This window comes from Exiguobacterium sp. UBA5002, assembly GCF_002396765.1.
Classification (GTDB): Bacteria; Bacillota; Bacilli; order Exiguobacteriales; family Exiguobacteriaceae; genus Exiguobacterium_A.
The window spans coordinates 83,435-106,194 of sequence record NZ_DGYQ01000033.1 but is presented as its reverse complement, the minus strand read 5'-3'; the positions used below and the strand labels follow the sequence as shown (position 1 = coordinate 106,194).

The following is a 22,760-nucleotide window of genomic DNA, read 5'->3' as shown; positions in this document are numbered from 1 at the left end:
AAAAAGCCTTCGTCGCGGGACGAAGGCTTTTTTGTCTTATAAGAGACGATCGTTTCGTTCATTTAGTGTGTTCGGTCCGCTGAAGACATTCGTATTATCTGACTCGTCATGAGCGCGGCGCTCTGAATGCTGATCCGCTTCATCACCGACAAGTAACACGAACTGACCACTTTCGACTGCATGATTCGCACGATCGACGTCTTCCTTCGTCAAGCCATTTCCGTGGATGGCATCTCCATGAGAGACCGATTCATCTTTTTTGAAGATACTCTTGATTTCCTGCCATAGATTACGATGATCTTCCTGCGACAGACGCGTGGATGTCTGTTGGTTGTTTAGATCCGCCAATTCCTCGATTTGTTCGAGATCGTATTTGTCGTGCGCTAAGACTTTTAAATCAGTCGAGACGACACCCGCAACACGGAGATCGTGCACGGCACTGACGACTTCTGGTACGGATGAGTAAATTCCAACGATTCGCATGGATAGTTCCCCCTATAGGTACGTGATACTTATAGTAATAGCCGAATTTCTTCCACTAGAAACGCTTTTCTGTATGACAGTTTGATTACTCGCCTTCCGTCTTGTCTGGTGCAGGTGCGAACTTCCGTTTCAACTTCAACGTATTGGATGAAGAACCGTCGAAGCGAGGTGGTGCTTCTTCTCCTTCTACCAATCCGACCTTCTTGACGATGAAATAGGCACATCCGAAGTTACAGTATTCGTAGAGATAATCCGCCACATGCGAAATCTTCGTATCGAATGTCGCTTTCTCGTGTTGATCCTCATAGAAGCCACGTAGTCGTAATTGACCGTGCCCCCAGTCGCCCACGATATAATCATATTTCTCAAGGACATCGCTGAAACGACCGATGAAGGCTTCTTCATTAAAGCCTTCCCGTTTCTCTTCGACGACTTCATAACGTTCCCGATTGACTTGTATCATTATTCCCACCTCCTGCTGTTCTTATCATAGCATATTCCATTTCTCCTGACAGACGAAAAACCGTCCGAGTCAGCTGCTCGAACGGTCGTTGATCGTTAGTCGATCGGAAGTGCTGTTTTATTCTTTTTCGCTGCGTTGACTTGCTCATCTGCATGATACGATGAACGAACGAGTGGACCAGCTTCACAGTGTGAGAAGCCTTTACCAAGCGCAATCTGTTTCAGTTCAGCGAATTCTTGCGGTGTATAGTACTTTATGACGTCGAGGTGCTTTTTCGTCGGTTGGAGATACTGACCGATCGTCATGATGTCGACGTTGTTTGCGCGAAGATCATCCATCGTTTCGAGAATCTCTTCCCATGTCTCACCAAGACCAAGCATCAAGCTCGACTTCGTTGGAATTTCAGGTGCGAGCTCCTTCGAACGACGAAGGAATTCAAGCGTCCGGTCGTATGTGGCTTTTGCACGAACAGTTGGTGTCAGACGGCGAACCGTCTCGATGTTATGGTTCATGATGTCTGGTTGTGCGTCAATCAATGTTTTCAGAGCTTCGAAATTCCCACCCATGTCTGAAGGTAAGACTTCGATTGATGTCTCCGGGTTCATCCGACGAACTTCACGAACCGTCTCAGCGTAAACGCCTGCTCCGAAATCATTCAGATCATCACGAGCGACCGCTGTGATGACCGCGTGCTTCAGGTTCATCAAACGAACGGATTCCGCGACACGTTTTGGTTCTTCGAGATCGAGTTCGTTCGGACGTCCTGTCGTCACGGCGCAAAAACGGCACGCACGTGTACAGATACTTCCGAGAATCATGAACGTCGCCGTCCGGCGTACCGCCCAACACTCGTGGATATTCGGACACTTTGCTTCCTCACAAACAGTATGTAGCTTTTTCTCGCGCATCATACTTTTTAATTCTGTGTAGGTTTCATTCGTATTCAGCTTGATTTTCAACCATTCCGGTTTACGTTGGATTTCTCCGCGTCCCATGGTTTCGCTTCCCCCTTCATCCCCAAAAAGTCAATTAATATCTGCTTTAGTATAACAAACAATCAGGGTTTGCGAACAGGCAATTCATTATATTCCGACTTCTCCGATAAGCGTTCAAACAATAAATCCCGTAACAATTCCGGCATGAAGTATTCTTTTGGCATTTCTTTGATCGCTGGGAAGAGTGGACCGAACGTGAACATATCCGGCAAGACGACCGTATAGTTTCGCGTTGGCTCAAGCGGTTGATGTTCCGCCAAACCAGCATAATGCATCCGCCCCATCAACTTACCACGGAAACCGAGACCACGAACCTTTAGTTGTTCGAACTGATCTGTTTTGACTTCGTCGAGGAAAGTTTGGACTTCCACACCGGTCATCGTCACCTTACAGGGATTGATCGGGTGCGGGCAGAGTCGATGTAAATCAAAGGCAGAGACAGGACCTGGTGGAAGTGACCCAAGCAGAATGCCTGCCGGGACACAAGCGATATCCGCATCACACCAGTCGCGCATCGTCTCGACAAGCAATTGTGAGAATGGCGACTCGCTGAACCAGTCATTGGCTAGACCCGATGTCTCGCCAATCGGCTCCTTCATCTGTTGTTCCGCAAGATACTGTTCCCGGTCGAGCAATTTTGCCGTCGCTTCATCCTCGGCGTAATCGTGCAAGGAGTGAAGGACCGCATCCTTCTCACCCGTATCCGTATTCATGTAGATCTCACCTGCATATTGTCCATGTTTTCCCGCTTGGGTGATCAAGACACCGTTCTTGACGACACCGTCATCAAGGACATGGTGCGTATGCGCACCGATGATCAAATCAAGTTCCGGAAAACGCATTGCGAGTTCTTCGTCTTGATAGAAACCGAGATGACTTAAACAAATCAAGACGTCGACTTCTTGACGCAACCGCTCGATTTCACGCGCTGCGACGTCAAACGGTTCTTCGATCGTCCAACCGAGTAAACCGTATAGTTCAACATACGGTGCCGTCAGACCAAAGACGCCGACTTTGCCGGTCGGTAATTCGTGAATAACCCCTTGTTTGGCAAACGGTGCTTCTAAATTCGAGACGAGGACCGGAAAGTCCGCTTCCGTGTAGAGATTCGCTAACCAGTCATGTGGAAACGTGATGCCTTCATTGTTCCCGATCGTCACGGCGGTTGGCATCAACGCATTCAGTAGATGCGTATTGATCTTTCCTTTTGTTGCTTCCGTCGCTGGATCCACACGGTCCGCATGATCGCCGAGATCAAAAACGAGCGAATCGTACGTCCGGTGTTCCTTGACGAAGGACATGTAGCGAGGCCACATATCGAAGTGTGAGTGCAAATCATTATAGTGAATGATGTGTAACTTCATGCAGAAGCCCCCCTTGATGATTTAGAACAAAGAGATTTGTCGCGGCGCGAGTTCATAGTCGAGATCGAGAATCTCGATTAATCGTTTCGCATTCGGGGCAGCATCTCCTGCTGAGTTGTTATTGAAGAAAACATAGACATCTTTTGCTTCCGCTGCAACGTCGCGGACGTGACTTGCGAGTTCTTGTAGCTCGTCTTCCGAATACCGATAGAGACAGCGGACTTTTCGCCAATCTTCGCTGCTTTGACCGGGTTTCTTTAACCAACCGGCTTTATTTCGTCCGTGGAGGCGGATGAATGCCGTCTCCTGCGTCACGACCGGTACGAATGGTACGGAACCATCTTCCGTCTGCGGTTCGTCACAAATCGTATGAATGAACTGATGTTCCTTCAGAAAACGGAGCGTCCGCTCACGATAAGCTTCCGAATACCACGATGGATTTCGGAACTCGATCGCGACCGGCAGTCCGGCAAGTGATTTTCGAATCGTTTGCAAATATTCCAAGTGCATTTTGCTGACATCGAACCAGGGCGGCAACTGCACGAGGATCGCCGCAATCTTTCCACTCTTTCGCATCGGTTCGATCGACGCGATATATTGTTCAAAAATCGGTCCGAGCGGATCTTTATTATCCCGGTCGTGCCCACTCATCGCCCGGTGAACCTTGACGATGAAGCGAAACCCGTCCGGCGTCTCGGATGTCCATTTCTCATAGTTTCGTTCCGGTTGAATCGCATAGAATGTCGAGTCGACTTCGACCGCTGGAAAATGACCGGCATAAGCAGCCAGTTTTTCTTTACGATCTTGCGGGGTCAAGTAGAGACTATCATGATCTCCCCAGCCCGTGACACCGATATATATCATGCTCTCTTCCCCCTTGTATGTTCTATTCTACTTATTCATCATAGCATAGCAGAATCCGGGATTTCTTCTTCAATGCTTCAATTTAAACGTTCATATTCAAGTATGATACATCCTGATTCGAAGCGTTGTGTTTTGATCATTTTTAAGTGTTGCGGTTGATCAAATACTGGAAACATTCGTTTTCCACCTCCGAGGAGAACCGGGTAAATCACGACATGATAACAGTCGACGAGTCCAAGCTCAATCGCTTCAGCAGCAAGCGTTGCCCCACCGATCGCAATCTGTTTGCCAGGTAAGGCTTTTAGTGCTTGAAGTTCCTCGGCAAGCGACGTGGTCGCTAGACGCGCTTTTCCTTCGACAGCGTCGAGCGTTCGAGAGAAGACGATCTTCTCAAGCGCCTGCCACGTTTTCGCATACTCAACGATGATCAGCTCGTCTTCTTGATCCGCTGTCTCCCAGTATTGCATCATCTCGTACAAACGGCGTCCGTAGACATGGGTATCAAACGCTTTCTCGTAGTCATTGAAATACTGATGTAATTCCGCATCCGGTGAAGCGAAATCGATCCTCCCTGACGCATCCTCGATGTAACCGTCAAGCGAGACTTGAAAGGAATAGACGATGTCACGCATAGTAACCCCTCCTTTTTCACTCTTTATCCGAATAACCATTTCATGAAAAAAAACTCCCCCATCCGTAGATGAGAGAGTAAGACGAATTATCCGATTGAACCTTCCATCTCGAACTTGATGAGACGGTTCATTTCGACCGCATATTCCATTGGAAGTTCTTTTGTGAACGGCTCGATGAAGCCCATGACGATCATTTCCGTTGCTTCCTCTTGTGAGATCCCGCGGCTCATGAGGTAGAACAACTGCTCTTCCGAGACCTTCGAGACTTTCGCTTCGTGCTCAAGCGAAATGTTGTCGTTGAGGATTTCGTTGTACGGAATCGTATCCGACGTCGATTGGTTATCCATGATGAGCGTATCACATTCGATGTTCGAACGTGCACCTGTCGCTTTACGTCCGAAGTGAACGATACCGCGGTACGTGACTTTACCACCGTGTTTTGAGATCGACTTCGAGACGATCGTCGACGATGTGTTCGGTGCTAAGTGAATCATTTTCGCACCCGCATCTTGGTGTTGACCTTTACCTGCGATTGCGATCGACAATGTCATACCACGTGAACCTTCACCTTTGAGGATGACGGCTGGGTATTTCATCGTCAGTTTCGAACCGATGTTACCATCGACCCATTCCATCGTTGCGCCAGCTTCACAGATCGCACGCTTCGTAACGAGGTTGTAGACGTTGTTCGCCCAGTTTTGGATCGTCGTGTAACGGCAGTAAGCGTTTTTGTTGATGAAGATCTCAACGACCGCTGAGTGAAGCGAGTTCGTCGTGTAGACCGGTGCTGTACATCCTTCGACGTAGTGAACCGATGCTTCATCGTCAACGATGATCAACGTCCGCTCGAATTGACCCATGTTTTCCGAGTTGATCCGGAAGTAGGCTTGAAGCGGCGTGTCGACTTTAACACCTTTTGGTACGTAGATGAACGATCCACCTGACCAGACCGCTGTGTTCAAGGCTGCGAACTTGTTGTCTGTTGGCGGGATTAATTTTCCGAAGTACTCACGGAAGATATCTTCGTTTTCTTTTAAGGCTGTATCTGTATCTTTGAAGACGACACCGATTTCTTCGAGGTCTTCCTTCATGTTGTGGTAGACGACTTCTGACTCGTACTGAGCCGAGACACCTGCCAAGTATTTTTGCTCTGCTTCAGGGATACCGAGCTTATCAAACGTACGCTTGATTTCTTCTGGTACTTCATCCCACGATTTCTCTGCACGTTCAGACGGCTTGACGTAGTACGTGATGTCGTCGAAGTTCAATTCTGAGAGATCGCCACCCCACGCTGGCATTGCTTGTTCGTTGAAGATCTTGAGTGATTTCAAACGGAAATCAAGCATCCATTGTGGTTCTTCCTTCATTTTCGAGATCGTTTCGACGACTTCAGTCGTCAAGCCGCGTCCAGAACGGAAGATCGAGATATCGCGATCGTGGAAACCATATTTATAATCGCCAATTTCCGGCATGTTCTTTGCCATGTTCATTTCCTCCTCTTACTTGCTTGTGACCGAAGTTTACTTCCCTTCTTCTACGCCGCGTTCGAGCGCCTTCCAGGCAAGTGTCGCACATTTGATCCGTGCCGGGAATTTCGTGACACCCGAGAGTGCCTCGACGTCCCCGAGGTCGAACGATTCGTCGTCATAGTCTTTTCCTTGGACCATGTCCGAAAAGATATCCGCGAGTCGTAAGGCTTCTTCGATAGTCTTACCTTTGACGAGTTGCGTCATCATTGAAGCAGACGCCATGCTGATGGAGCAGCCCTCCCCGTCAAATTTCGCATCACGGACGACATCGTCTTCAATCGCGAGCTGGAGACGAATCGTGTCGCCGCACGTCGGATTGTTCATGTCGATCGTGACGCCCCCCTCGATCGCACCGCGATTTCGGGGAGTTTTATAGTGATCCATGATCACTTGACGATACAAGTGATCGAGATTGTTAAAATCCATGACTGAAATACTCCTTCGTTTGGCGAAGTCCTGTCACGAGTGCGTCAACCTCTTCTTTCGTATTGTAGAGATAGAAGCTAGCGCGAGCCGTCGAGCTCGCTCCGAGCCAACGCATCAATGGTTGTGCACAGTGGTGACCGGCACGAACCGCGATTCCTTGCATATCAAGGACGGTTGCGACGTCATGTGCATGGACATCACCGAGATTGAACGTGACGAGCCCAACGCGTTCTTCCGGACCGTAAATCGTTAGTCCGTCGATGTCACGCATTTGTGCCATCGCGTACTGCGCGAGTTCACGTTCGTGTGCTTCGACGTTCTCTAGACCAATCTCTTCTAAGAAATCAATCGCTGCTGATAGACCAACAGCACCTGCGATGATTGGTGTACCGGCTTCGAAACGGTATGGAGACGGTTTGAATGTCGACTCTTCAAGACCGACGTAATCAATCATTTCGCCACCGAATTCGACAGGTTCCATCGCATTGAGTAATGCCTTTTTCCCGTAAAGGACACCGACGCCTGTCGGACCACACATCTTGTGTGCAGAGAAGGCGAGGAAGTCACAGTCGAGATCCGTAACATTAATCCGTTGGTGCGGTGCACTTTGCGCGGCATCGACGACCATGACAGCTCCTCGAGCGTGCGCAAGACGTGCGACTTCTTTGATCGGATTGATCGTACCGAGGACGTTCGAGACATGTGCCATCGCGACGATTTTCGTCCGGTCGGACAGTTGTGCTTCGACCGCTTCGACCGTCACGCGACCATCCGCTGTCAAATCAACGTATTTCAACTTCGCTTTTTTGCGTTTAGCGACTTGTTGCCACGGAATGAGATTCGCATGGTGTTCGAGGTACGTGACGACGATTTCGTCGCCTTCTTCGACATGCTCCATACCGTAGCTTGACGCGACGATGTTGATCGCCGTCGTCGTGCCGCGGGTAAAGATAATTTCTTCATGGTGTTGCGCCTGGATGAAACGACGAACGTTCTCACGCGCACCTTCGTACGCATCCGTCGCTCGTGTTCCGAGCGTATGGACGCCACGGTGCACATTCGAATGAATCGTCTTATAGTAGTCGTCAATCGCATTGATGACGACGAGCGGCTTCTGCGAAGAGGCCGCACTATCGAGATAGACGAGTTTCCGGTCGTTGACCTGTTGGTCGAGGATCGGAAACTGATTGCGGATGGATGCATCGATTCCCATATTAGTTTACTTTCCCTTCGATGACTTGAACGAGACGTTCTTTCACCGAGTCAATCGCAAGTTCCGAGACGACTGGCTGGAGGAAACCATGAACGACGAGGCGTTCTGCTTCCTTCCGTGAAAGACCACGGCTCATCAAGTAGTAGAGTTGTAATTCATCGACACGACCGACAGATGCCGCGTGTCCTGCCATGACGTCATCCTCATCGATCAAGAGGATCGGGTTCGCATCACCACGTGCCTTTTCAGACAACATGAGGACACGTTCCGTTTGAACGCCGTTTGATTTCGAAGCGCCGTGATGGATCATCGACGTTCCGTTGAAGATTGATGTTGCTGCGTCTTTTTGGACACCGTGGATCAAGATGAAACCTTCTGATCCTTTACCGAAATGGTCCGTACGGACGTTGAAGTTTTGTTTTTGCTCTCCACGACCGACCGTAACGGCTTTCGTATCTGAGAACGAATCGTTTCCGACGAGGTGTGTTTTTGTTTCTGTGACCGTGTGACCGTCATTCATGTGACCGAGTGCCCATTCGAGCTTCGCGCCTTGTTTGACGACACCGCGACGGTTCATATACGTGACGGCACCTTTAGATAGTGTATCGACACCACCGAAGAGAACTTTTGCGTTGTCTTCGACGAATACTTCTGTGACGACGTTGACGTTATGCGCTTCGTCACCGTAAGAGACGAAGTTTTCGATATACGTCAATTCGCTGTCAGCATCTGCGACGATGATTGTGTGATGGTAAAGGGCAGCGCCTGATTGCTCAAGCGTGTAGATTGCTTGCATCGGTACAGACAGCTTGACGCCTTTTGGTACATAAAGGAACGTACCGCCGTTACGAAGTGCTGCGTTTAATGCCGCAAGACGATCTTCGTTGACTTGAACACCTTCCGTCATGAAGTACTTCTCGACGAGTTCCGGGTGTTGTTTTAATGCGTCTTCGAGTGTCGTGAAGATGACGCCGTTCGACGCTTCACTGTTTTGCGCGTGGACAAGTTGTCCGTTACGTGTGACGAGCATGTGATCACGGTTTTCGCCGATCAATGCTTCGATATCTGAAGAAAGACCAGTGACGGTTTCAAGTTCCGTCGTACCTTCTGTAAAGTTCCAGCCTTCGATCTTGATTTTTTCTACTTTTGGCAATGCGAGCGTTGGGGCAAGATCAAGCGCGTCTTGACGCTTTGCGACCATCCAAGATGGTTCCCCTAAGCGAGTCGCACGTTCTGCCACTGCCTCGCGATTTACTGCAAGATTCAGTTCTACAGTCATCATGCTTCCTCCCTCGTCTTACGCTTTTGTTTCGATTTCGACGTCTTCGATGCCGAGTTCTTTTTTAACCCAGTCATAACCTTCTGCTTCGAGACGGTGTGCGAGTTCTTTACCACCAGACATGACGATTTTTCCGCCCATCATGATGTGGATGAAGTCTGGCTCGATATAGTTCAAGAGACGTTGATAGTGCGTGATGATCAAGCAGCCGAATTCAGGTGAACGCATTTCGTTGACACCTTTTGCGACGACTTTCAATGCATCGATATCAAGACCTGAATCGATTTCATCGAGAATCGCGATTGCTGGTTTAAGCATCATCATCTGAAGAATTTCGTTACGTTTCTTTTCTCCACCAGAGAAACCTTCGTTGAGGTAACGGTGTGCCATTTCTGAAGGCATCTCGAGAAGTCCCATTTGTGAATCAAGTTCACGGATGAATTTCATGAGTGAGATTTCATCGCCTTCTTCACGACGCGAGTTGATCGCTGAACGAAGGAAGTCTGAGTTCGTGACACCACTGATTTCGCTTGGGTACTGCATTGCGAGGAACATTCCCGCTTGTGCGCGCTCATCGACTTCCATGTCGAGAACGTCTTCGCCGTCGAGTGTGACTGAACCAGATGTCACTTCGTACGATGGGTGACCCATCAATGCTGATGCGAGTGTTGATTTACCTGTCCCGTTTGGTCCCATGACCGCGTGGATTTCCCCGCCTTTGATTTCCAAGTTGACGCCTTTCAAGATTTCCTTGCCGTCGATCGCGACGTGTAGATCTTCAATCTTCAAGTGTGAAGCCTTCATGTTAGAATCCCTCCATCTATTCATTTCGTGACTGACGATTCAGAACACGAGCGTTACTAATTTAGTATCATTCTAATCTTAAAGAAACATGGCGTATTATTCAAGCGTCATCGCTCGTTGTTTTTTCTCAAAATCACGCGTTTTGTTGAGAATCATTCGAAAGTTTCACCGGTTCCTCGAGTTCCTCGATCGTCGAAGCCCGATGAATCCGTTGTGACAGTAAGAGCAGTGGTATTCCGAATAATGTCAAGCCCGCTAATATCCCGAAAATCGGTAACGGACGGTCCGCTCCATATAAACTTAACAAATGTCCTCCGGCGATCGGACCGATTGATTGTCCGATCGACGTCAAGCCCATCGCTCCGAAATAACTGCCCCGTAATTCCGGCTTCGCGAACCGATCGGTCAAGATGTCGGTCATCGTGAACATCATGACTTCGCCGCACGTGAAAATGAACATCGCGACGATCATCAACCAGATCGCGTTCGCATTTCCCATGATGAACAATCCGATCGCAACAGTCGCAATTCCGGTCGTGATCGAGACGAGTGGTGACGTCTTCATACCAAACTTCATGATCAGATATTGGACGATTAAGACGGTGATCGCATTGATCGTGATCAAGATCGCATAGAGTGTCTTACCGCCTTCAAGGAGTGACGTCTCCGTCAAGAACTGTGGCAAGGTCGAGTTGAACTGGCTGTAGCCAAAGACGCCGAAGATGATGCCGGCAAGTGCCAGTGTAAAGGCGATATCCGTCCGCAACAGACGAACCGTTGCTCCAAACGACACCTTTTTCCCACCATGCGTCTCGGTGATCGGATGGCGTTTGAATAAGATACCAATCATCACCCCGTACACGATATAGACGAACGCCGTGATGTAAAACGTCGCGGACGTGTTCCCTGCACTCAGCAGTAAAGCGATTCCCGGTCCGATCGCTGCTGCGATGTTGATCATCGCGTAACGGATATTGAAGACGAACAACCGGTTCGCTTCATCCGTCGTATCACTGATCAAGGCACGAGCAGATGGCTCGAAGATTGAGCGACAGACCCCGTTCAAGGCACTGAGCGTAAAGAATGCCCAGAACGTCTCGACTTGTGCCAGCGCGATGAAGACGATCGCGAATCCGATCGTTCCGGCAAGCATCATCGCCCGGCGACCATACCGATCCGACAAGGTACCACCGATGAAACTCATAATGAGGCTGGCGATCGCTGAGATACTGAGGACCCAGCCGACATCGACCGGATCAAACTTCAAGACGGTCGTCATGTAGATGGCGAAGAACGGCATCGTGATGAACGTTCCGAGACGCGAGAAAAACGTCCCGAACAAGACCCCGAGTGTCAACGGATGCAGTTGACGTATGCGTTGCATATGATTCCCCCTAACCCCTGTTTCCGACAAATGAAAAGCATCCTTCCATTATATAGGAAGGATGCCGGCTTCGGTGAACTTATTTGCTGACTGGAACGACCGCACCTTTGTACTTGTCGAGGATCCAATCTTGATTTTTCTTTTCGTGCAGCACGTCAAGAAGTGTTGTGACACGCTTGTCTTTTTCATCGCCATCACGTGTGACGATGATGTTGACGTATGGTGAAGACTCATCTTCTGATGCGATCGCGTCTTTTAACGGGTTCAGACCGTTATCGATCGCATAGTTCGTGTTGATGAGGACGGCGTCGCCTTCATTGTTTTTGTAAGCTTGCGGAAGAAGCGATGCTTCGATGTTCGTTTTGAACTTAAGTTTCTTCGGGTTCTCCGCGATATCGCCGAGTTGTGCATCTGTCGTTTTACCGTCTTTGAGTTTGATCAACCCTTCGTTTTGAAGGAACGTCAAGACACGACCGCGTTCCGCGACGTTTGAGCTCGTTAAGATCGTTGCACCGTTTGGCAACTTATCGAGTGACTTGTATTTCTTCGAGTAGATACCGAGTGGTTCAACATGGACGCCACCTGCGTTCGCGAACTTATACGATTTGTTTTCTTTCTCTTGTTGCTCAAGATACGGTACGTGCTGGAAGTAGTTCGCATCGATTTCTTTTGAAGCGAGCGCTTTGTTCGGAAGTACGTAATCTTGGAACTTCTTGATTTCAAGCTTGTAACCTTTTGCTTCATATTCTTTTTTAACGTGCTGAAGAATCTCAGCGTGCGGTACGTTTGAAGCACCGATGACAAGTGTTTTGTCGTCGCTGTCTGATCCTGATGATTTTTCGCCACATGCAGCAAGACTAATAGCTAAGACGGATACAGCAGCAGTACCTACGAATTTTTTCCAAGTTTTCATGAATGATTCCTCCAATATGATTAAGTTTCGAATTAACGTTTATCGATCGCACGGATCAGCAAATCACCAATGATTTGGATGACGAAGACGATCGCTAAGATTAAGAGTGTCGCAATGACGATGACATCGTTTTGAGAACGCTGGAATCCTTCGATGAAGGCCATGTCCCCAAGTCCACCTCCGCCGACTACTCCGGCCATTGCCGTATAACCGACAAGTGAGACGAGTGTGACCGTGATACCAGAAACGATGGCAGGCAACGCTTCCGGGATTAAGACTTTATAGATGATTTGGAACTTCGTCGCCCCCATCGATTCAGCTGCCTCGATGACACCTTTATCGACTTCACGTAACGCGAGTTCAACCATCCGACCGTAAAATGGTGCAGCACCGAAAATCAGTGCCGGTAATGCTGCCGTTGGTCCGAGGAACGAACCGACGATCGCTGTCGTAAATGGAATCAATAAGATCAGTAAGATGATGAACGGAATCGAACGGAAGACGTTGACGATCAAGCTCAACACTGAATAGAACGCCCGATTCTTGAACAATAACTCTTCGTTTGTCGCATACAATAGTAAACCAATGATCAAACCGAGAACGAATGTCGAAACCCCAGCGATTGCCGTCATATAGACGGTACTGCCTGTCGCTTCCCACACCATGTCCCAATCTAGGTTGTCAAAGAATGAAATCATCGGTGATCCACCTCCACTTCAACATCACTGGCTTGAAGCTTCGTGATGACCGCTTGTGTTGCTTCTGTTTCCCCGATCAACTGAATGAACAGTGTACCGAGTGCCCCTTCCTGTGATTGACCGACGTTTCCGCCGATGATGTTGAACAGGACCGGTGAATCCTTCATGACTTCCGCGAGGATCGGGCTTTCCGCTGTTGATCCGACGAACGTCAACTGAACGATTTTTCCGGTTGGGTACCGTTCGCGTAGTTTCGCGAACGTCAACTCGTTTTCCGAAGGCGACGTCAATTGTTTGACGAACTCCTTCGTCATCGCTTGCTTCGGATGACGGAAGACCTCTGCGACCGGTCCTTGCTCGACGATTTTACCGGCTTCCATGACGGCGACCCGGTGACAGATTTTTTGAATGACGTGCATCTCGTGTGTGATCAAGACGATCGTCAGTTTCAGTTTTTCATTGATGTCAACGAGTAACTCAAGGATTGAGTCCGTCGTCTTCGGATCGAGTGCACTTGTTGCCTCGTCACATAAGAGAACGTCCGGGTTCGATGCCAGTGCCCGAGCGATACCGACACGTTGCTTTTGACCACCGGATAATTGCGACGGATAGGCTTTTTCACGTCCGTCTAAACCAACGAGTTGGATCAGTTCCGCTACCCGTTCCTTGCGGTGTGCTTTCGGGAAGCCACCGAGCTCGAGTGGGAACATGATGTTCTCTTCAACCGTCCGTGACCATAGTAAGTTGAAATGTTGGAAGACCATCGAGACATTCTTACGGACGCCTCGTAATTCCTTTGGTTTTAGTGATGTCATCTCAACACCATCGATTTGGATCGAACCACTCGTTGGTGCTTCAAGCATATTCAGCAATCGGATCAAGGTCGATTTCCCTGCTCCGGAATAACCGATTATTCCAAAAATTTCACCGCGTTCGATTGTCAGATCGACATTCGCGACAGCTTCGACCGCTCCGCGCTTTGAGCGATAAATCTTTCCTACGTCTTGTAAACGAATCACAACTGTCCCTCCTAAAATAAAAAAAGTGCGCGCGTTTTAGAGCAAACGCGCGCACTTTTCAGTACACAAAACCATTTGCTCTCATCTCCCAGACTTTTGTCTGCTGGAATTAGCACCACTTCGGATTAGATCCGCGGTTGCCGGGTTTCATCGGGCCAGTCCCTCCACCACTCTCGATAAGAGTTTCGGTATTAAGTTTGTAGAATATATTCTGAATATTAGCAGGGGTTATTTTTGTTGTCAAACAGTTTTTTCAGAAACTTTTTCGAGGAACGTGAAAGCACGTGTTAAGTCTTCTTTCAAATCTTCCGCGTCCTCAAGTCCAACTGAAATCCGAACGAGACCGTCCGTGATGCCAAGTTCTGCCCGACGTTCTGCTGGGATCGACGCGTGCGTCATCCGTGCAGGAACGGAAATCAGACTCTCGACGGCACCAAGACTCTCAGCGAGTGTGAAGAAGTGTGTCGCCTCGACGAGTTTTTCTGCGTTCGCTGCTGAACCGACATCAAAGCTGATCATCCCACCGAATCCAGTCGCTTGTTTCGCTTGGATGTCGTGACCAGGATGCGATGCAAGTCCTGGATAGAAGATGTTCGAGACGATGTCTTGCGCTTGCAGGAACGCAACGAGATCATGGGCTGTCTCTTCGATCGCATCCATCCGGATACCGAGTGTACGAAGACCACGGACGAGCAAGAAGCTGTCTTGCGGTCCAAGTACGCCGCCTGTCGAGTTTTGGATGAAGTGAAGCTCTTCGCCGAGCGCATCATCTTTGACGACGACAAGTCCAGCGACGACGTCCGAGTGTCCGCCGATGTATTTTGTTGCACTGTGCAAGACGATGTCTGCACCAAGCGCGAGTGGTTGTTGATGATATGGAGTCGCGAACGTGTTGTCGACGACGAGTTTAAGATCGTGACGTTTGGCAATCGTTGCGATGGCTGCGATGTCCGTTACTTTCAACAACGGGTTCGTCGGTGTTTCGACGTAGACGATCTTCGTGTTGTCTTGGATCGCTGCTTCCGTCGCTGCAAGGTCCGTCGTATCGACGAATGTCACTTGGATGTTGAACTTTGGTAAGACGCGTTGCATCAAGCGGAACGTACCACCGTAGACGTCATCCGTCATGACGATGTGGTCGCCAGACTCAAGCAAGTGGAAGACGGCATGGATCGCTGCCATCCCAGAACCGAAGGCAAAACCACGTGCGCCGCCCTCGAGATCCGCAATCAATCGTTCGATGCTCGTCCGTGTTGGGTTCGCTGTCCGTGAGTATTCGTATCCGTCCTTGAGTTGACCGATTTTATCCTGCTTGTATGTGCTTGTTTGATAGATCGGAGGTGTGACGGCTCCTGTTGCCCGGTCGACACCTGTTCCTCCATGAATCAATGCTGTCTTCTTACGCATGAGTTTCGTCCACCTTTTCAAAGATTTGTTGGCTTAAGTAGCGTTCGGCACTGTCTGCGAAGACGGTGACGATCGTACTGCCGGGGTGACGCTTCGCGATATCAAGCGCAGCAACGAGCGCTGCACCTGCTGAACTACCGACGAGTAATCCTTCGCGAGCAGCGAGTGTATGAACCGCGTCAAATGCATCGCGGTCAGAAATCGTATGAATCTCGTCGACGAGTTCACGCGGAACGAGACTTGGCCATTTCGCTGTTCCAATGCCTTCTGTCTTATGCGGACCGGCTGGACCACCATTTAAGACGGAGCCTTCCGGTTCGACGATCGCTGCTTTTGTACCGAGACGTTGTTTTAAGAAGTCCGCTGTTCCGGCGAACGTACCACCTGAACCACAACCGGCAACGAACCAGTCGATGTGCGGCAAGTCCGCAATCAGCTCAGGACCGAGTGTCCGCTGATACGTGACTGGGTTCTCTTCGTTTTCGAATTGTAACGGAACGTAACTGTTCGGAATTTCCTGACCGAGTTCTTTTGCCCGGTCGATAGCCCCTTGCATATCGAGTTCAGTCGGCGTGTTGACGACGGTTGCGCCGAGTGCCCGCATCAACGTCTGTTTTTCCTGACTGAATTTTTCCGGAACGACACAGATGACTTGAAGATTGTATTTTTTAGCGGCGAGCGCCAAGCCGATGCCGGTATTCCCGGCTGTCGGCTCAATGATCGTACCGCCTGGTGTCACATGTCCGTTTTCGATCGCTGCATCAACGAGTTGAATGCCAAGGCGGTCTTTGACGCTGCCCCCAGGGTTCATCCATTCGAGCTTCGCCAAAATGCGCGTACCAGCAGGCAAATCGAATGAAGTGATCTCGTAGAGTGGTGTGTTTCCGACGAGGTCGCGGACGTTGTTCGCGATCATCCGAAGACGATGTCCCATTCATCACGACCGGCAAGCATTTTCTCGGCATAGTGCTTCGCTCCTTTGAGGTCATGTGCGCTCGCAAATCCACATTGGACTTCGTTTTGCGCTGGAATCTCTTCTGCTGCAAGGACGTCTTTCAACGTCTTCTCAACGAGTTCGCTCATTTTTTCGACCGAGTCGAAGTTCATCATCGCCATGTAGAAACCTGTTTGGCATCCCATCGGCGAGACATCGATGACATCATCCGAGTAGTTGCGGATGTTCTCAGCAAGTAAGTGCTCGAGTGTGTGCATCGCACGCATCGGCATTTGCTCAACGTTTGGTTGCGTGAAACGGATATCGTATTTGACGACTTGGTCGACTTTACCTTCTTTATAACCCGCGACGCGGATATAAGGTGCTTTGACTTTCGTATGATCCAGGTTAAAGCTTTCGACGTTCATTTTTTGAAGTGCCATGATTTATTCCCCCATTTTCTCGGCTTCTACGAGCCAGACGAAGTGATTGTATTGTATAAATTTAACAGTGAACCCGCGTGATGTAAACAATTCTTCCATGACTGGAATCAACGGGTAGAATTCGCGTTCGAGATCTTCCACTAACGCGTCGAACCCTTGAGCACGTGCTTCACGGATCGTTTGCTGGCGTGCTTCTTCTGAGACGAACATCGTATCCGCGTAGACGATTTTTCCGTCTGCCGGTAAATGTGATGCCATCAGTTCGATTGCTTCTCCCTTTTCCTCATCTGTTAGATGATGAAACGCATACGTCGAAACAAAACTGCGTGCTTCCTTCGCCTCGAACGAGAGGAAGTGACCGTCTTGTACATCAAGTGACGGAATCTTTTCCGTCAGGATTGCCCGCATCTCCGGACTTGGTTCGACGGCGAGTACGGCGTCGTGACGTGCCAGAAGACGTTGTGTCAGGTTCCCTGTGCCTGCTCCGAATTCAATGACCGGCGACTGCGCTTTATCCGCTACTGTATCCAAAATCTCATCGTATCGACGAAAAACCTCTTTATACTCCGGATCATGTCCGGTTACTGTCTCGTCATACGTTGATGCCCATTCTGTGAAAACATCCATAAAACGTACTGTCATGCCTTGTCGTCCTCCATCTCACCAGTTAATTCCGAGTAATCGGATATGAATTAAAGTAATTTTCCTTATTCGCATTGTAGCAAGGAGATTCTATCCTGGCAAGCGACCGGCTCGAAAAAACTTCCAGAAAACAAAAAAAGGCGTTGCCGGCGAACCGACAACACGAATAATGTGGTTAGAAATGCTACGAAGGAAAACCCAGCTCCATTCGGAATTGTTCGCTCTTCCGCGTGGAGGACGGCGCCTGTTCGACATGATCGCCAGCTTACGTTCACTTCCTGATCGGTCCTTTCGATCCACCACCCGTTCATTGCACCGCTTCGTCTTTGGGGGACGACTTAAGGGGAAACAATACACCGGCTTAGGATGGGAGAAAGGGTTCAGGACTTGAATCGTATTGAACGATCATCTCTGCTAGACTTCCTATAATGCATTTCTAGAAGTTGTTATGAATATACCATTCATATTTCTGCGTTGTCAACGGATTATTGTAAATATTCCGACAATTTAACAAAAAGAAAAATCCAATCGGACTTTTCTTACCGTTCTTGACAGAAAGCAAAGACGTTTTGGACAGACTGGAAAGCATAAAGTCGCTCTACGACTTGGTTTTCTTCAATTCGCAACAACGCAGGAACACTCATGACACGGGCTTCTTCTAAGAAATCCGGAATGAAATTCCCGTTCGCCTTCTGAATCGATTGACCTGATTCCGTCGCTTCGACGATATCGAGCATACGTTCCGCGATGGCGCATGTCCCGCACATCGGTGCATAGACATACAATAGCCCGTTTTCTGGGACGGTCGTGACTTCTTGCATCGGGGTCGCTCCTTTCTTCGTGGTATCTGTCGTCAGTATACAAAAAAAAGAGAGCGGACGAAACGCAAGCGCCTCGTTCACTCTCTTTTCGTTAAGTATTACTCGTTGATCATCGATTTGTATGCTGCAGCATCCATCAATGCTTCGACTTGTGAAGCATCTTCGATTTCGATGTCGACCATCCAAGCGCCTTCGAATGGTGACTCGTTGACGAGTTCTGGGGAATCCGAAAGGTTTTCGTTGATGGCAACGACTTTACCAGAGATCGGTGCGTATAATTCCGAGACTGTCTTGACCGACTCGACTGAACCGAATGGCTCGTTTGCTGAGATCGTATCCCCGACTTCAGGCAATTCGACGAAGACGATATCCCCGAGTTCGTGTTGCGCGAAATCCGTGATTCCGATACGCGCCTTGTTTCCTGATACTTCGACCCATTCATGTTCTTCCGAATAGCGTAAGTTGTCTTTTACTTTACTCATTTCCGATTCCCCCTGTGGACTAATTTGGACTAACGTGTTCAGTATACCAAAATCGACTCTGAACTTAATACCATTTTCCTTGATACATTTCTTCTTTAAAGCCAATCGTGACGTCTTTCCCGTCTGTGACAATCGGACGCTTCAACAACATGCCGTCACTTGCGAGCAACTTGTATTGCTCGTCTTCTGATAACTCAGGGAGTTTGTCCTTGATGCCTTGCGAACGGTATGATTGACCGCTCGTGTTGAAGAATTTCTTCAGTGGCTCTCCACTCTTTTGATGAAGTTCCTGGATCGTCGTTGCTGATGGTGTCTCCTCGACGATATGTTTGTAATCGACTTCGACACCGTGTTGTTCGAGTGCTTTTTTCGCTTTGACGCACGTACTACATTTCGGGTAGCCGTACATCGTGACTGTTGTTGTCATGTTCATCACCTCACCTTCAAGAGTAGCAGATGGATCACTTCTGCTTCAAGCGTGCGAGCGCCCCGTCGATCTGATCTTGATGATGGGCGTCATGGGCAACGAACGATTCGACGAATTCTTGCGGTCGGAAATTCTCATAGGTCGCCGCAAATTGCTCATCAGACAGACGATTGAGGTGATCGACGATATCACGCCGGACGCTGATCGCTTTTTTTAACAAAGCAAGCGGATCGATATGATGCGCATATTCGACCGCCAGTCGATTGAACTGATCAAAATCCGTCTCGACCAGTGTCAGCGGTTCATCCGGTAACTTCGAGATGGCATGATCGTAATAAAACCGGTCCCATAAATAGAGGTGGCTGACGCAATCAAGGACAGTCCACTTGTTAAGGGCAAGCGGCAGATCCCATTCTTCCGGCGACAAACGTTCAAGGGATTGATAGTAGGCAATCGCAAATTGCAGTTCAACCAATTCTGGGCGCATCTCGTTTTCCTCCTCCAACCAAAAACTTCGCCTTTACAGAGATTTTCCCTGCAAAGACGAAGCGGTAAACCTGACTTAGACCGTATATTTGTTTGACTCGATGAGGCGTTTTGCGATGTCGCGTTTCGTACCGATGACGTTGATCGGCTGGTAACGGCTGAATTTTTTGAGTGCCGAGAGCAACATCCGGAGTTCGTCGCCGCTTGCTGCCGCGTAGAGTGTCTCTTTCGCATCACGCTCGACAGCTTCGAACGCTTGTTGTGCGAAGACTTCCGTGTAACGGACTTTCAGTTCGCTCTTCTCGATTCCTTTGTCGGCAATCGCTTTGTCCGTCCGGACGATTGCTGACTCCAGCGCATAGATCGCACTCATGATGTCAGCTGTATTCGCTAAAATCTCTTGCTCGCTTTGGAGTTTGTCCTGGTATTTCTGGACCGCTGTTCCGGCAGTCAACAAGAAGATCTTCTTCATCATCGCGAGTAAGTGGCGTTCGCGATCAAGTGGTGCTGTTCCGATTTCTGTCGGCATGAAGCTCATCACTTCTTGTTGCAGACGCTGTGCTTCCGCAAGCAACGGCAACTCGCCTTTCATCGCTTTCTTCAGCAACGTTCCTGGAACGAGAAGACGGTTGATCTCGTTCGTTCCTTCGAAGATCCGGTTGATCCGTGAATCGCGGTACATGTTCTCGACTTCATATTCTGCCATGAAGCCGTAACCACCGTGAATCTGAACCGCTTCATCGATGACATAATCAAATGTTTCCGAAGCAAAGACTTTGTTCATCGAGCATTCAATCGCATACTCCGCGATGGCATCGGCGATTTTCTTACCGTCTTTGCTCTCTTCTTCCGACAGCTGATCAAGGCTATCTTGGAACAAACCACCCGTCCGGTAGACTGAGCTTTCCATCGCATACGTCTGTGCTGCCATCGTCGCGAGTTTTTCTTGAATCAATGGGAACGAGCTGATTGGTGTTTTGAACTGCTTACGTTCATTCGAGTACTGGACTGCGAGATCAATTGCTCGTTTTGAAGAACCGACAGCACCGACAGCGAGTTTGTAACGACCGACGTTCAAGATATTGAAGGCGATGACGTGGCCGCGTCCGATCTCACCGAGGACGTTATCGACTGGTACTTCTGCATCTTGTAAGATCAATGTCCGTGTCGATGACCCTTTGATCCCCATCTTCTGTTCCTCGACGCCTGTCGAGACGCCTGGATACGATCCTTCGACGAGGAAGGCTGTGAACTTGTCACCGTCGATTTTTGCGTAGACGACGAACAAGCTTGCAAAACCAGCGTTCGTGATCCATTGTTTTTCACCGTTCAGGATATAGTGTGTCCCTGCTTCATTCAAGACAGCTGTCGTTTTGGCACCGAGGGCATCCGAACCAGAGCCTGGCTCCGTCAATGCATAAGAAGCGATCCACTCCCCTGAAGCGAGTTTCGGCAAGTATTTCTGCTTTTGCTCTTCGTTACCGAAGAAGACGATTGGCAACGAACCGATTCCGACGTGTGCGCCGTAGCTGAGGGCGAATGAACGACCACGTGCGAACTTTTCCGTAATGATTGAAGACGAAATCTTATCCATCTGATAGCCGCCGTATGCTTCCGGAACGTCTGCACCGAGTAGACCTAATTCGCCTGCTTCACGGAGGAGACCGACTGATAATTCGAACTCGTGTTTTTCGATTCGGTCAAGGACAGGAACGACACGATCTTCGACGAACTTCGCTGTCATGTCACCGACCATTTTGTGTTCTTCCGAGAAATCCTCTGGTGTGAAGAGACGTTCTGGCGCTAACTCATCTAATACGAAACTGCCACCTTTGATTAATTCGTTTGTCGTTTGGCTCATTGTCCTGTTCCTCCTTCAACTAGTTCGAATACGCCTGCTGCGCCCATTCCGCCACCGATACACATCGAGACGACACCATACTGGACATTCCGACGTTTCATTTCATGCAAGAGCGTCAATGTGAGTTTTGTTCCTGTACAACCGAGTGGGTGACCGAGGGCGATCGCTCCACCGTTGACGTTGACGATGTCTTCGTTTAATCCAAGCTCGCGGATGACGCCGAGTGACTGCGAAGCGAACGCTTCGTTCAACTCGATCAACCCAACGTCCTCAAGCGTGATACCTGCGAGGTCCAGTGCCTTCGGAATCGCGACGACTGGTCCGATCCCCATCACTTCCGGACGGACACCACCGACCGCGAACGATTTGAACTTTCCGAGAATCGGTAACCCTTGGCGTTCTGCTTCTTCTCGTTCCATGACGAGGACAGCAGCCGCACCGTCTGACGTCTGCGAAGAGTTCCCTGCTGTGACGCTACCGCCGAGGCGGAACGCTGGGCGAAGTTTCGCGAGACCTTCCGGTGACGAATCCGGGCGAACGCCTTCATCGTGTTCGACGACGAATGTCTTCTCTTCGATTTTCAGTTCATCATTGACGAATTGTTCCGTCACCGTTACCGGGACGATTTCGTCAGCAAACTTACCCGCTGCGATTGCGGCCGCCGCTTTTTGGTGACTCTTCAAGGCAAACGCATCTTGATCTTCCCGTGAGACATTGTAGGTCGCAGCGACTTGCTCCGCTGTATGCCCCATGCTCATGTAGTATTCCGGTGCCGTGTCGACGATCGACGGATTAGGTCGGACGACGTGACCTGGCATCGGGACTTGACTCATCGATTCGAGTCCACCAGCGACGACCGCAGTTGCTTGCCCCGTCATGATCTTCATCGCTGCGTCAGCGATCGATTGTAGTCCGCTTGAGCAATACCGGTTGATCGTGATCGCCGGTACCTCGTGTGATAATCCACCGAGGACTGAAGCGTAGCGGGCGATGTTCATCCCCTGCTCCGCTTCCGGTAAGGCACATCCGAGGATGACGTCATCGACCGCTCCCGTGTAACCGGACCGTTTCAACGTTTCCTGGATGGCGATGCCTGCTAATTCATCCGAGCGCATCGATTTGAATGCGCCCTTTTTTGCTTTTCCGACCGGTGTCCGCGCACCGGCGACGATTACTGCTTCCTTCATCCGA

25 protein-coding genes and 1 riboswitch are annotated in these 22,760 nt (G+C 49.5%); all 25 genes read right to left on the bottom strand.

Annotated features, from left to right (window positions below; all coding sequences use genetic code 11):
- Positions 1–36 precede the first annotated feature (36 nt).
- Positions 37–483 (bottom strand): general stress protein, encoded by a 447-nt coding sequence (locus B4C70_RS10265; protein ID WP_290779054.1) that lies wholly within the window; start codon positions 481–483, stop codon positions 37–39.
- An 85-nt stretch (positions 484–568) separates the two neighbouring features.
- Positions 569–946 (bottom strand): YutD family protein, encoded by a 378-nt coding sequence (locus B4C70_RS10260; RefSeq protein WP_056062847.1) that lies wholly within the window; start codon positions 944–946, stop codon positions 569–571.
- Positions 947–1,041: 95 nt separating this feature from the next.
- Positions 1,042–1,941 (bottom strand): lipoyl synthase, encoded by a 900-nt coding sequence (gene lipA, locus B4C70_RS10255; RefSeq protein WP_035406024.1) that lies wholly within the window; start codon positions 1,939–1,941, stop codon positions 1,042–1,044.
- A gap of 62 nt (positions 1,942–2,003) precedes the next feature.
- Positions 2,004–3,305 (bottom strand): bifunctional metallophosphatase/5'-nucleotidase, encoded by a 1,302-nt coding sequence (locus B4C70_RS10250; protein ID WP_290779050.1) that lies wholly within the window; start codon positions 3,303–3,305, stop codon positions 2,004–2,006.
- A 21-nt stretch (positions 3,306–3,326) separates the two neighbouring features.
- Positions 3,327–4,169 (bottom strand): DUF72 domain-containing protein, encoded by an 843-nt coding sequence (locus B4C70_RS10245; RefSeq protein WP_064299457.1) that lies wholly within the window; start codon positions 4,167–4,169, stop codon positions 3,327–3,329.
- Between the two features lie 77 nt (positions 4,170–4,246).
- Positions 4,247–4,801 carry a dihydrofolate reductase family protein gene (locus tag B4C70_RS10240; RefSeq protein WP_290779047.1) on the bottom strand — a complete coding sequence of 185 codons (555 nt, stop codon included), beginning with the start codon at positions 4,799–4,801 and terminating at the stop codon, positions 4,247–4,249.
- Between the two features lie 86 nt (positions 4,802–4,887).
- Positions 4,888–6,285, bottom strand: coding sequence for a Fe-S cluster assembly protein SufB (sufB, locus tag B4C70_RS10235; protein ID WP_023469154.1), 1,398 nt, complete (start codon positions 6,283–6,285; stop codon positions 4,888–4,890).
- Positions 6,286–6,321: 36 nt separating this feature from the next.
- Positions 6,322–6,756, bottom strand: a complete 435-nt coding sequence (gene sufU, locus B4C70_RS10230) for a Fe-S cluster assembly sulfur transfer protein SufU (RefSeq protein ID WP_023469155.1) — start codon at positions 6,754–6,756, stop codon at positions 6,322–6,324.
- Complete coding sequence (locus B4C70_RS10225; protein WP_035396382.1) at positions 6,746–7,969, bottom strand: cysteine desulfurase; 1,224 nt, start codon at positions 7,967–7,969, stop codon at positions 6,746–6,748. The genes sufU and B4C70_RS10225 overlap by 11 nt, the downstream gene beginning before the upstream one ends.
- 1 nt (position 7,970) lies before the next feature.
- Complete coding sequence (gene sufD, locus B4C70_RS10220) at positions 7,971–9,248, bottom strand: Fe-S cluster assembly protein SufD (protein ID WP_290779094.1); 1,278 nt, start codon at positions 9,246–9,248, stop codon at positions 7,971–7,973.
- 18 nt (positions 9,249–9,266) lie between these two features.
- Complete coding sequence (gene sufC / locus B4C70_RS10215) at positions 9,267–10,052, bottom strand: Fe-S cluster assembly ATPase SufC (RefSeq protein WP_023469158.1); 786 nt, start codon at positions 10,050–10,052, stop codon at positions 9,267–9,269.
- A gap of 133 nt (positions 10,053–10,185) precedes the next feature.
- Positions 10,186–11,436 (bottom strand): MDR family MFS transporter, encoded by a 1,251-nt coding sequence (locus B4C70_RS10210; protein ID WP_290779044.1) that lies wholly within the window; start codon positions 11,434–11,436, stop codon positions 10,186–10,188.
- Positions 11,437–11,515: 79 nt separating this feature from the next.
- On the bottom strand, positions 11,516–12,349 hold the full coding sequence (locus B4C70_RS10205; RefSeq protein ID WP_290757636.1) for a MetQ/NlpA family ABC transporter substrate-binding protein: 834 nt from the start codon (positions 12,347–12,349) through the stop codon (positions 11,516–11,518).
- 32 nt (positions 12,350–12,381) lie between these two features.
- Positions 12,382–13,047, bottom strand: coding sequence for a methionine ABC transporter permease (locus B4C70_RS10200; RefSeq protein WP_064299452.1), 666 nt, complete (start codon positions 13,045–13,047; stop codon positions 12,382–12,384).
- Positions 13,044–14,066: a methionine ABC transporter ATP-binding protein gene (locus B4C70_RS10195; RefSeq protein WP_023469162.1), complete on the bottom strand. Its 1,023-nt coding sequence runs from the start codon at positions 14,064–14,066 to the stop codon at positions 13,044–13,046. Before B4C70_RS10195 ends, B4C70_RS10200 begins: the two co-directional genes overlap by 4 nt.
- Before the next feature lie 78 nt (positions 14,067–14,144).
- Positions 14,145–14,249, bottom strand: a riboswitch (SAM riboswitch).
- A 57-nt stretch (positions 14,250–14,306) separates the two neighbouring features.
- Positions 14,307–15,473 (bottom strand): bifunctional cystathionine gamma-lyase/homocysteine desulfhydrase, encoded by a 1,167-nt coding sequence (locus B4C70_RS10190; RefSeq protein ID WP_214727831.1) that lies wholly within the window; start codon positions 15,471–15,473, stop codon positions 14,307–14,309.
- Positions 15,466–16,389 carry a PLP-dependent cysteine synthase family protein gene (locus tag B4C70_RS10185; RefSeq protein ID WP_214727857.1) on the bottom strand — a complete coding sequence of 308 codons (924 nt, stop codon included), beginning with the start codon at positions 16,387–16,389 and terminating at the stop codon, positions 15,466–15,468. The genes B4C70_RS10190 and B4C70_RS10185 overlap by 8 nt, the downstream gene beginning before the upstream one ends.
- A complete protein-coding gene (locus B4C70_RS10180) occupies positions 16,386–16,850 on the bottom strand; it encodes an S-ribosylhomocysteine lyase (RefSeq protein WP_023469165.1) in 465 nt (154 codons plus the stop codon). Before B4C70_RS10180 ends, B4C70_RS10185 begins: the two co-directional genes overlap by 4 nt.
- Positions 16,851–16,853: 3 nt before the next feature.
- The gene (locus B4C70_RS10175) at positions 16,854–17,492 is read right to left on the bottom strand and encodes a class I SAM-dependent methyltransferase (RefSeq protein WP_290779041.1); all 639 of its coding nucleotides are present in this window, start codon (positions 17,490–17,492) and stop codon (positions 16,854–16,856) included.
- A 539-nt stretch (positions 17,493–18,031) separates the two neighbouring features.
- Positions 18,032–18,313 (bottom strand): thioredoxin family protein, encoded by a 282-nt coding sequence (locus B4C70_RS10170; RefSeq protein WP_023469167.1) that lies wholly within the window; start codon positions 18,311–18,313, stop codon positions 18,032–18,034.
- A gap of 98 nt (positions 18,314–18,411) precedes the next feature.
- Positions 18,412–18,795: a glycine cleavage system protein GcvH gene (gcvH, locus tag B4C70_RS10165; protein ID WP_290779038.1), complete on the bottom strand. Its 384-nt coding sequence runs from the start codon at positions 18,793–18,795 to the stop codon at positions 18,412–18,414.
- Between the two features lie 64 nt (positions 18,796–18,859).
- Positions 18,860–19,222, bottom strand: a complete 363-nt coding sequence (locus B4C70_RS10160) for an arsenate reductase family protein (RefSeq protein ID WP_290757620.1) — start codon at positions 19,220–19,222, stop codon at positions 18,860–18,862.
- Between the two features lie 34 nt (positions 19,223–19,256).
- Entirely contained in the window at positions 19,257–19,709 is a 453-nt protein-coding gene (locus tag B4C70_RS10155) for a DinB family protein (protein WP_290779035.1), read from the bottom strand.
- Positions 19,710–19,784: 75 nt separating this feature from the next.
- Positions 19,785–21,569, bottom strand: a complete 1,785-nt coding sequence (locus B4C70_RS10150; protein WP_290779032.1) for an acyl-CoA dehydrogenase family protein — start codon at positions 21,567–21,569, stop codon at positions 19,785–19,787.
- Positions 21,566–22,756 (bottom strand): acetyl-CoA C-acetyltransferase, encoded by a 1,191-nt coding sequence (locus B4C70_RS10145; protein WP_087681307.1) that lies wholly within the window; start codon positions 22,754–22,756, stop codon positions 21,566–21,568. The genes B4C70_RS10150 and B4C70_RS10145 overlap by 4 nt, the downstream gene beginning before the upstream one ends.
- Positions 22,757–22,760 lie beyond the last annotated feature (4 nt).

Excerpts from the sequence above, each read along its gene's own strand:
- B4C70_RS10265 (WP_290779054.1), bottom strand. The coding sequence starts at position 483 with ATGCGAATCGTTGGAATTTACTCATCCGTACCAGAAGTCGTCAGTGCC.
- B4C70_RS10260 (WP_056062847.1), bottom strand. The coding sequence starts at position 946 with ATGATACAAGTCAATCGGGAACGTTATGAAGTCGTCGAAGAGAAACGG.
- lipA (WP_035406024.1), bottom strand. The coding sequence starts at position 1,941 with ATGGGACGCGGAGAAATCCAACGTAAACCGGAATGGTTGAAAATCAAG.
- B4C70_RS10250 (WP_290779050.1), bottom strand. The coding sequence starts at position 3,305 with ATGAAGTTACACATCATTCACTATAATGATTTGCACTCACACTTCGAT.
- B4C70_RS10245 (WP_064299457.1), bottom strand. The coding sequence starts at position 4,169 with ATGATATATATCGGTGTCACGGGCTGGGGAGATCATGATAGTCTCTAC.
- B4C70_RS10240 (WP_290779047.1), bottom strand. The coding sequence starts at position 4,801 with ATGCGTGACATCGTCTATTCCTTTCAAGTCTCGCTTGACGGTTACATC.
- sufB (WP_023469154.1), bottom strand. The coding sequence starts at position 6,285 with ATGGCAAAGAACATGCCGGAAATTGGCGATTATAAATATGGTTTCCAC.
- sufU (WP_023469155.1), bottom strand. The coding sequence starts at position 6,756 with ATGGATTTTAACAATCTCGATCACTTGTATCGTCAAGTGATCATGGAT.
- B4C70_RS10225 (WP_035396382.1), bottom strand. The coding sequence starts at position 7,969 with ATGGGAATCGATGCATCCATCCGCAATCAGTTTCCGATCCTCGACCAA.
- sufD (WP_290779094.1), bottom strand. The coding sequence starts at position 9,248 with ATGACTGTAGAACTGAATCTTGCAGTAAATCGCGAGGCAGTGGCAGAA.
- sufC (WP_023469158.1), bottom strand. The coding sequence starts at position 10,052 with ATGAAGGCTTCACACTTGAAGATTGAAGATCTACACGTCGCGATCGAC.
- B4C70_RS10210 (WP_290779044.1), bottom strand. The coding sequence starts at position 11,436 with ATGCAACGCATACGTCAACTGCATCCGTTGACACTCGGGGTCTTGTTC.
- B4C70_RS10205 (WP_290757636.1), bottom strand. The coding sequence starts at position 12,349 with ATGAAAACTTGGAAAAAATTCGTAGGTACTGCTGCTGTATCCGTCTTA.
- B4C70_RS10200 (WP_064299452.1), bottom strand. The coding sequence starts at position 13,047 with ATGATTTCATTCTTTGACAACCTAGATTGGGACATGGTGTGGGAAGCG.
- B4C70_RS10190 (WP_214727831.1), bottom strand. The coding sequence starts at position 15,473 with ATGCGTAAGAAGACAGCATTGATTCATGGAGGAACAGGTGTCGACCGG.
- B4C70_RS10185 (WP_214727857.1), bottom strand. The coding sequence starts at position 16,389 with ATGATCGCGAACAACGTCCGCGACCTCGTCGGAAACACACCACTCTAC.
- B4C70_RS10180 (WP_023469165.1), bottom strand. The coding sequence starts at position 16,850 with ATGGCACTTCAAAAAATGAACGTCGAAAGCTTTAACCTGGATCATACG.
- B4C70_RS10175 (WP_290779041.1), bottom strand. The coding sequence starts at position 17,492 with ATGACAGTACGTTTTATGGATGTTTTCACAGAATGGGCATCAACGTAT.
- B4C70_RS10170 (WP_023469167.1), bottom strand. The coding sequence starts at position 18,313 with ATGCAAGAAGTCACGACCGTCCCAGAAAACGGGCTATTGTATGTCTAT.
- gcvH (WP_290779038.1), bottom strand. The coding sequence starts at position 18,795 with ATGAGTAAAGTAAAAGACAACTTACGCTATTCGGAAGAACATGAATGG.
- B4C70_RS10160 (WP_290757620.1), bottom strand. The coding sequence starts at position 19,222 with ATGACAACAACAGTCACGATGTACGGCTACCCGAAATGTAGTACGTGC.
- B4C70_RS10155 (WP_290779035.1), bottom strand. The coding sequence starts at position 19,709 with ATGCGCCCAGAATTGGTTGAACTGCAATTTGCGATTGCCTACTATCAA.
- B4C70_RS10150 (WP_290779032.1), bottom strand. The coding sequence starts at position 21,569 with ATGAGCCAAACGACAAACGAATTAATCAAAGGTGGCAGTTTCGTATTA.
- B4C70_RS10145 (WP_087681307.1), bottom strand. The coding sequence starts at position 22,756 with ATGAAGGAAGCAGTAATCGTCGCCGGTGCGCGGACACCGGTCGGAAAA.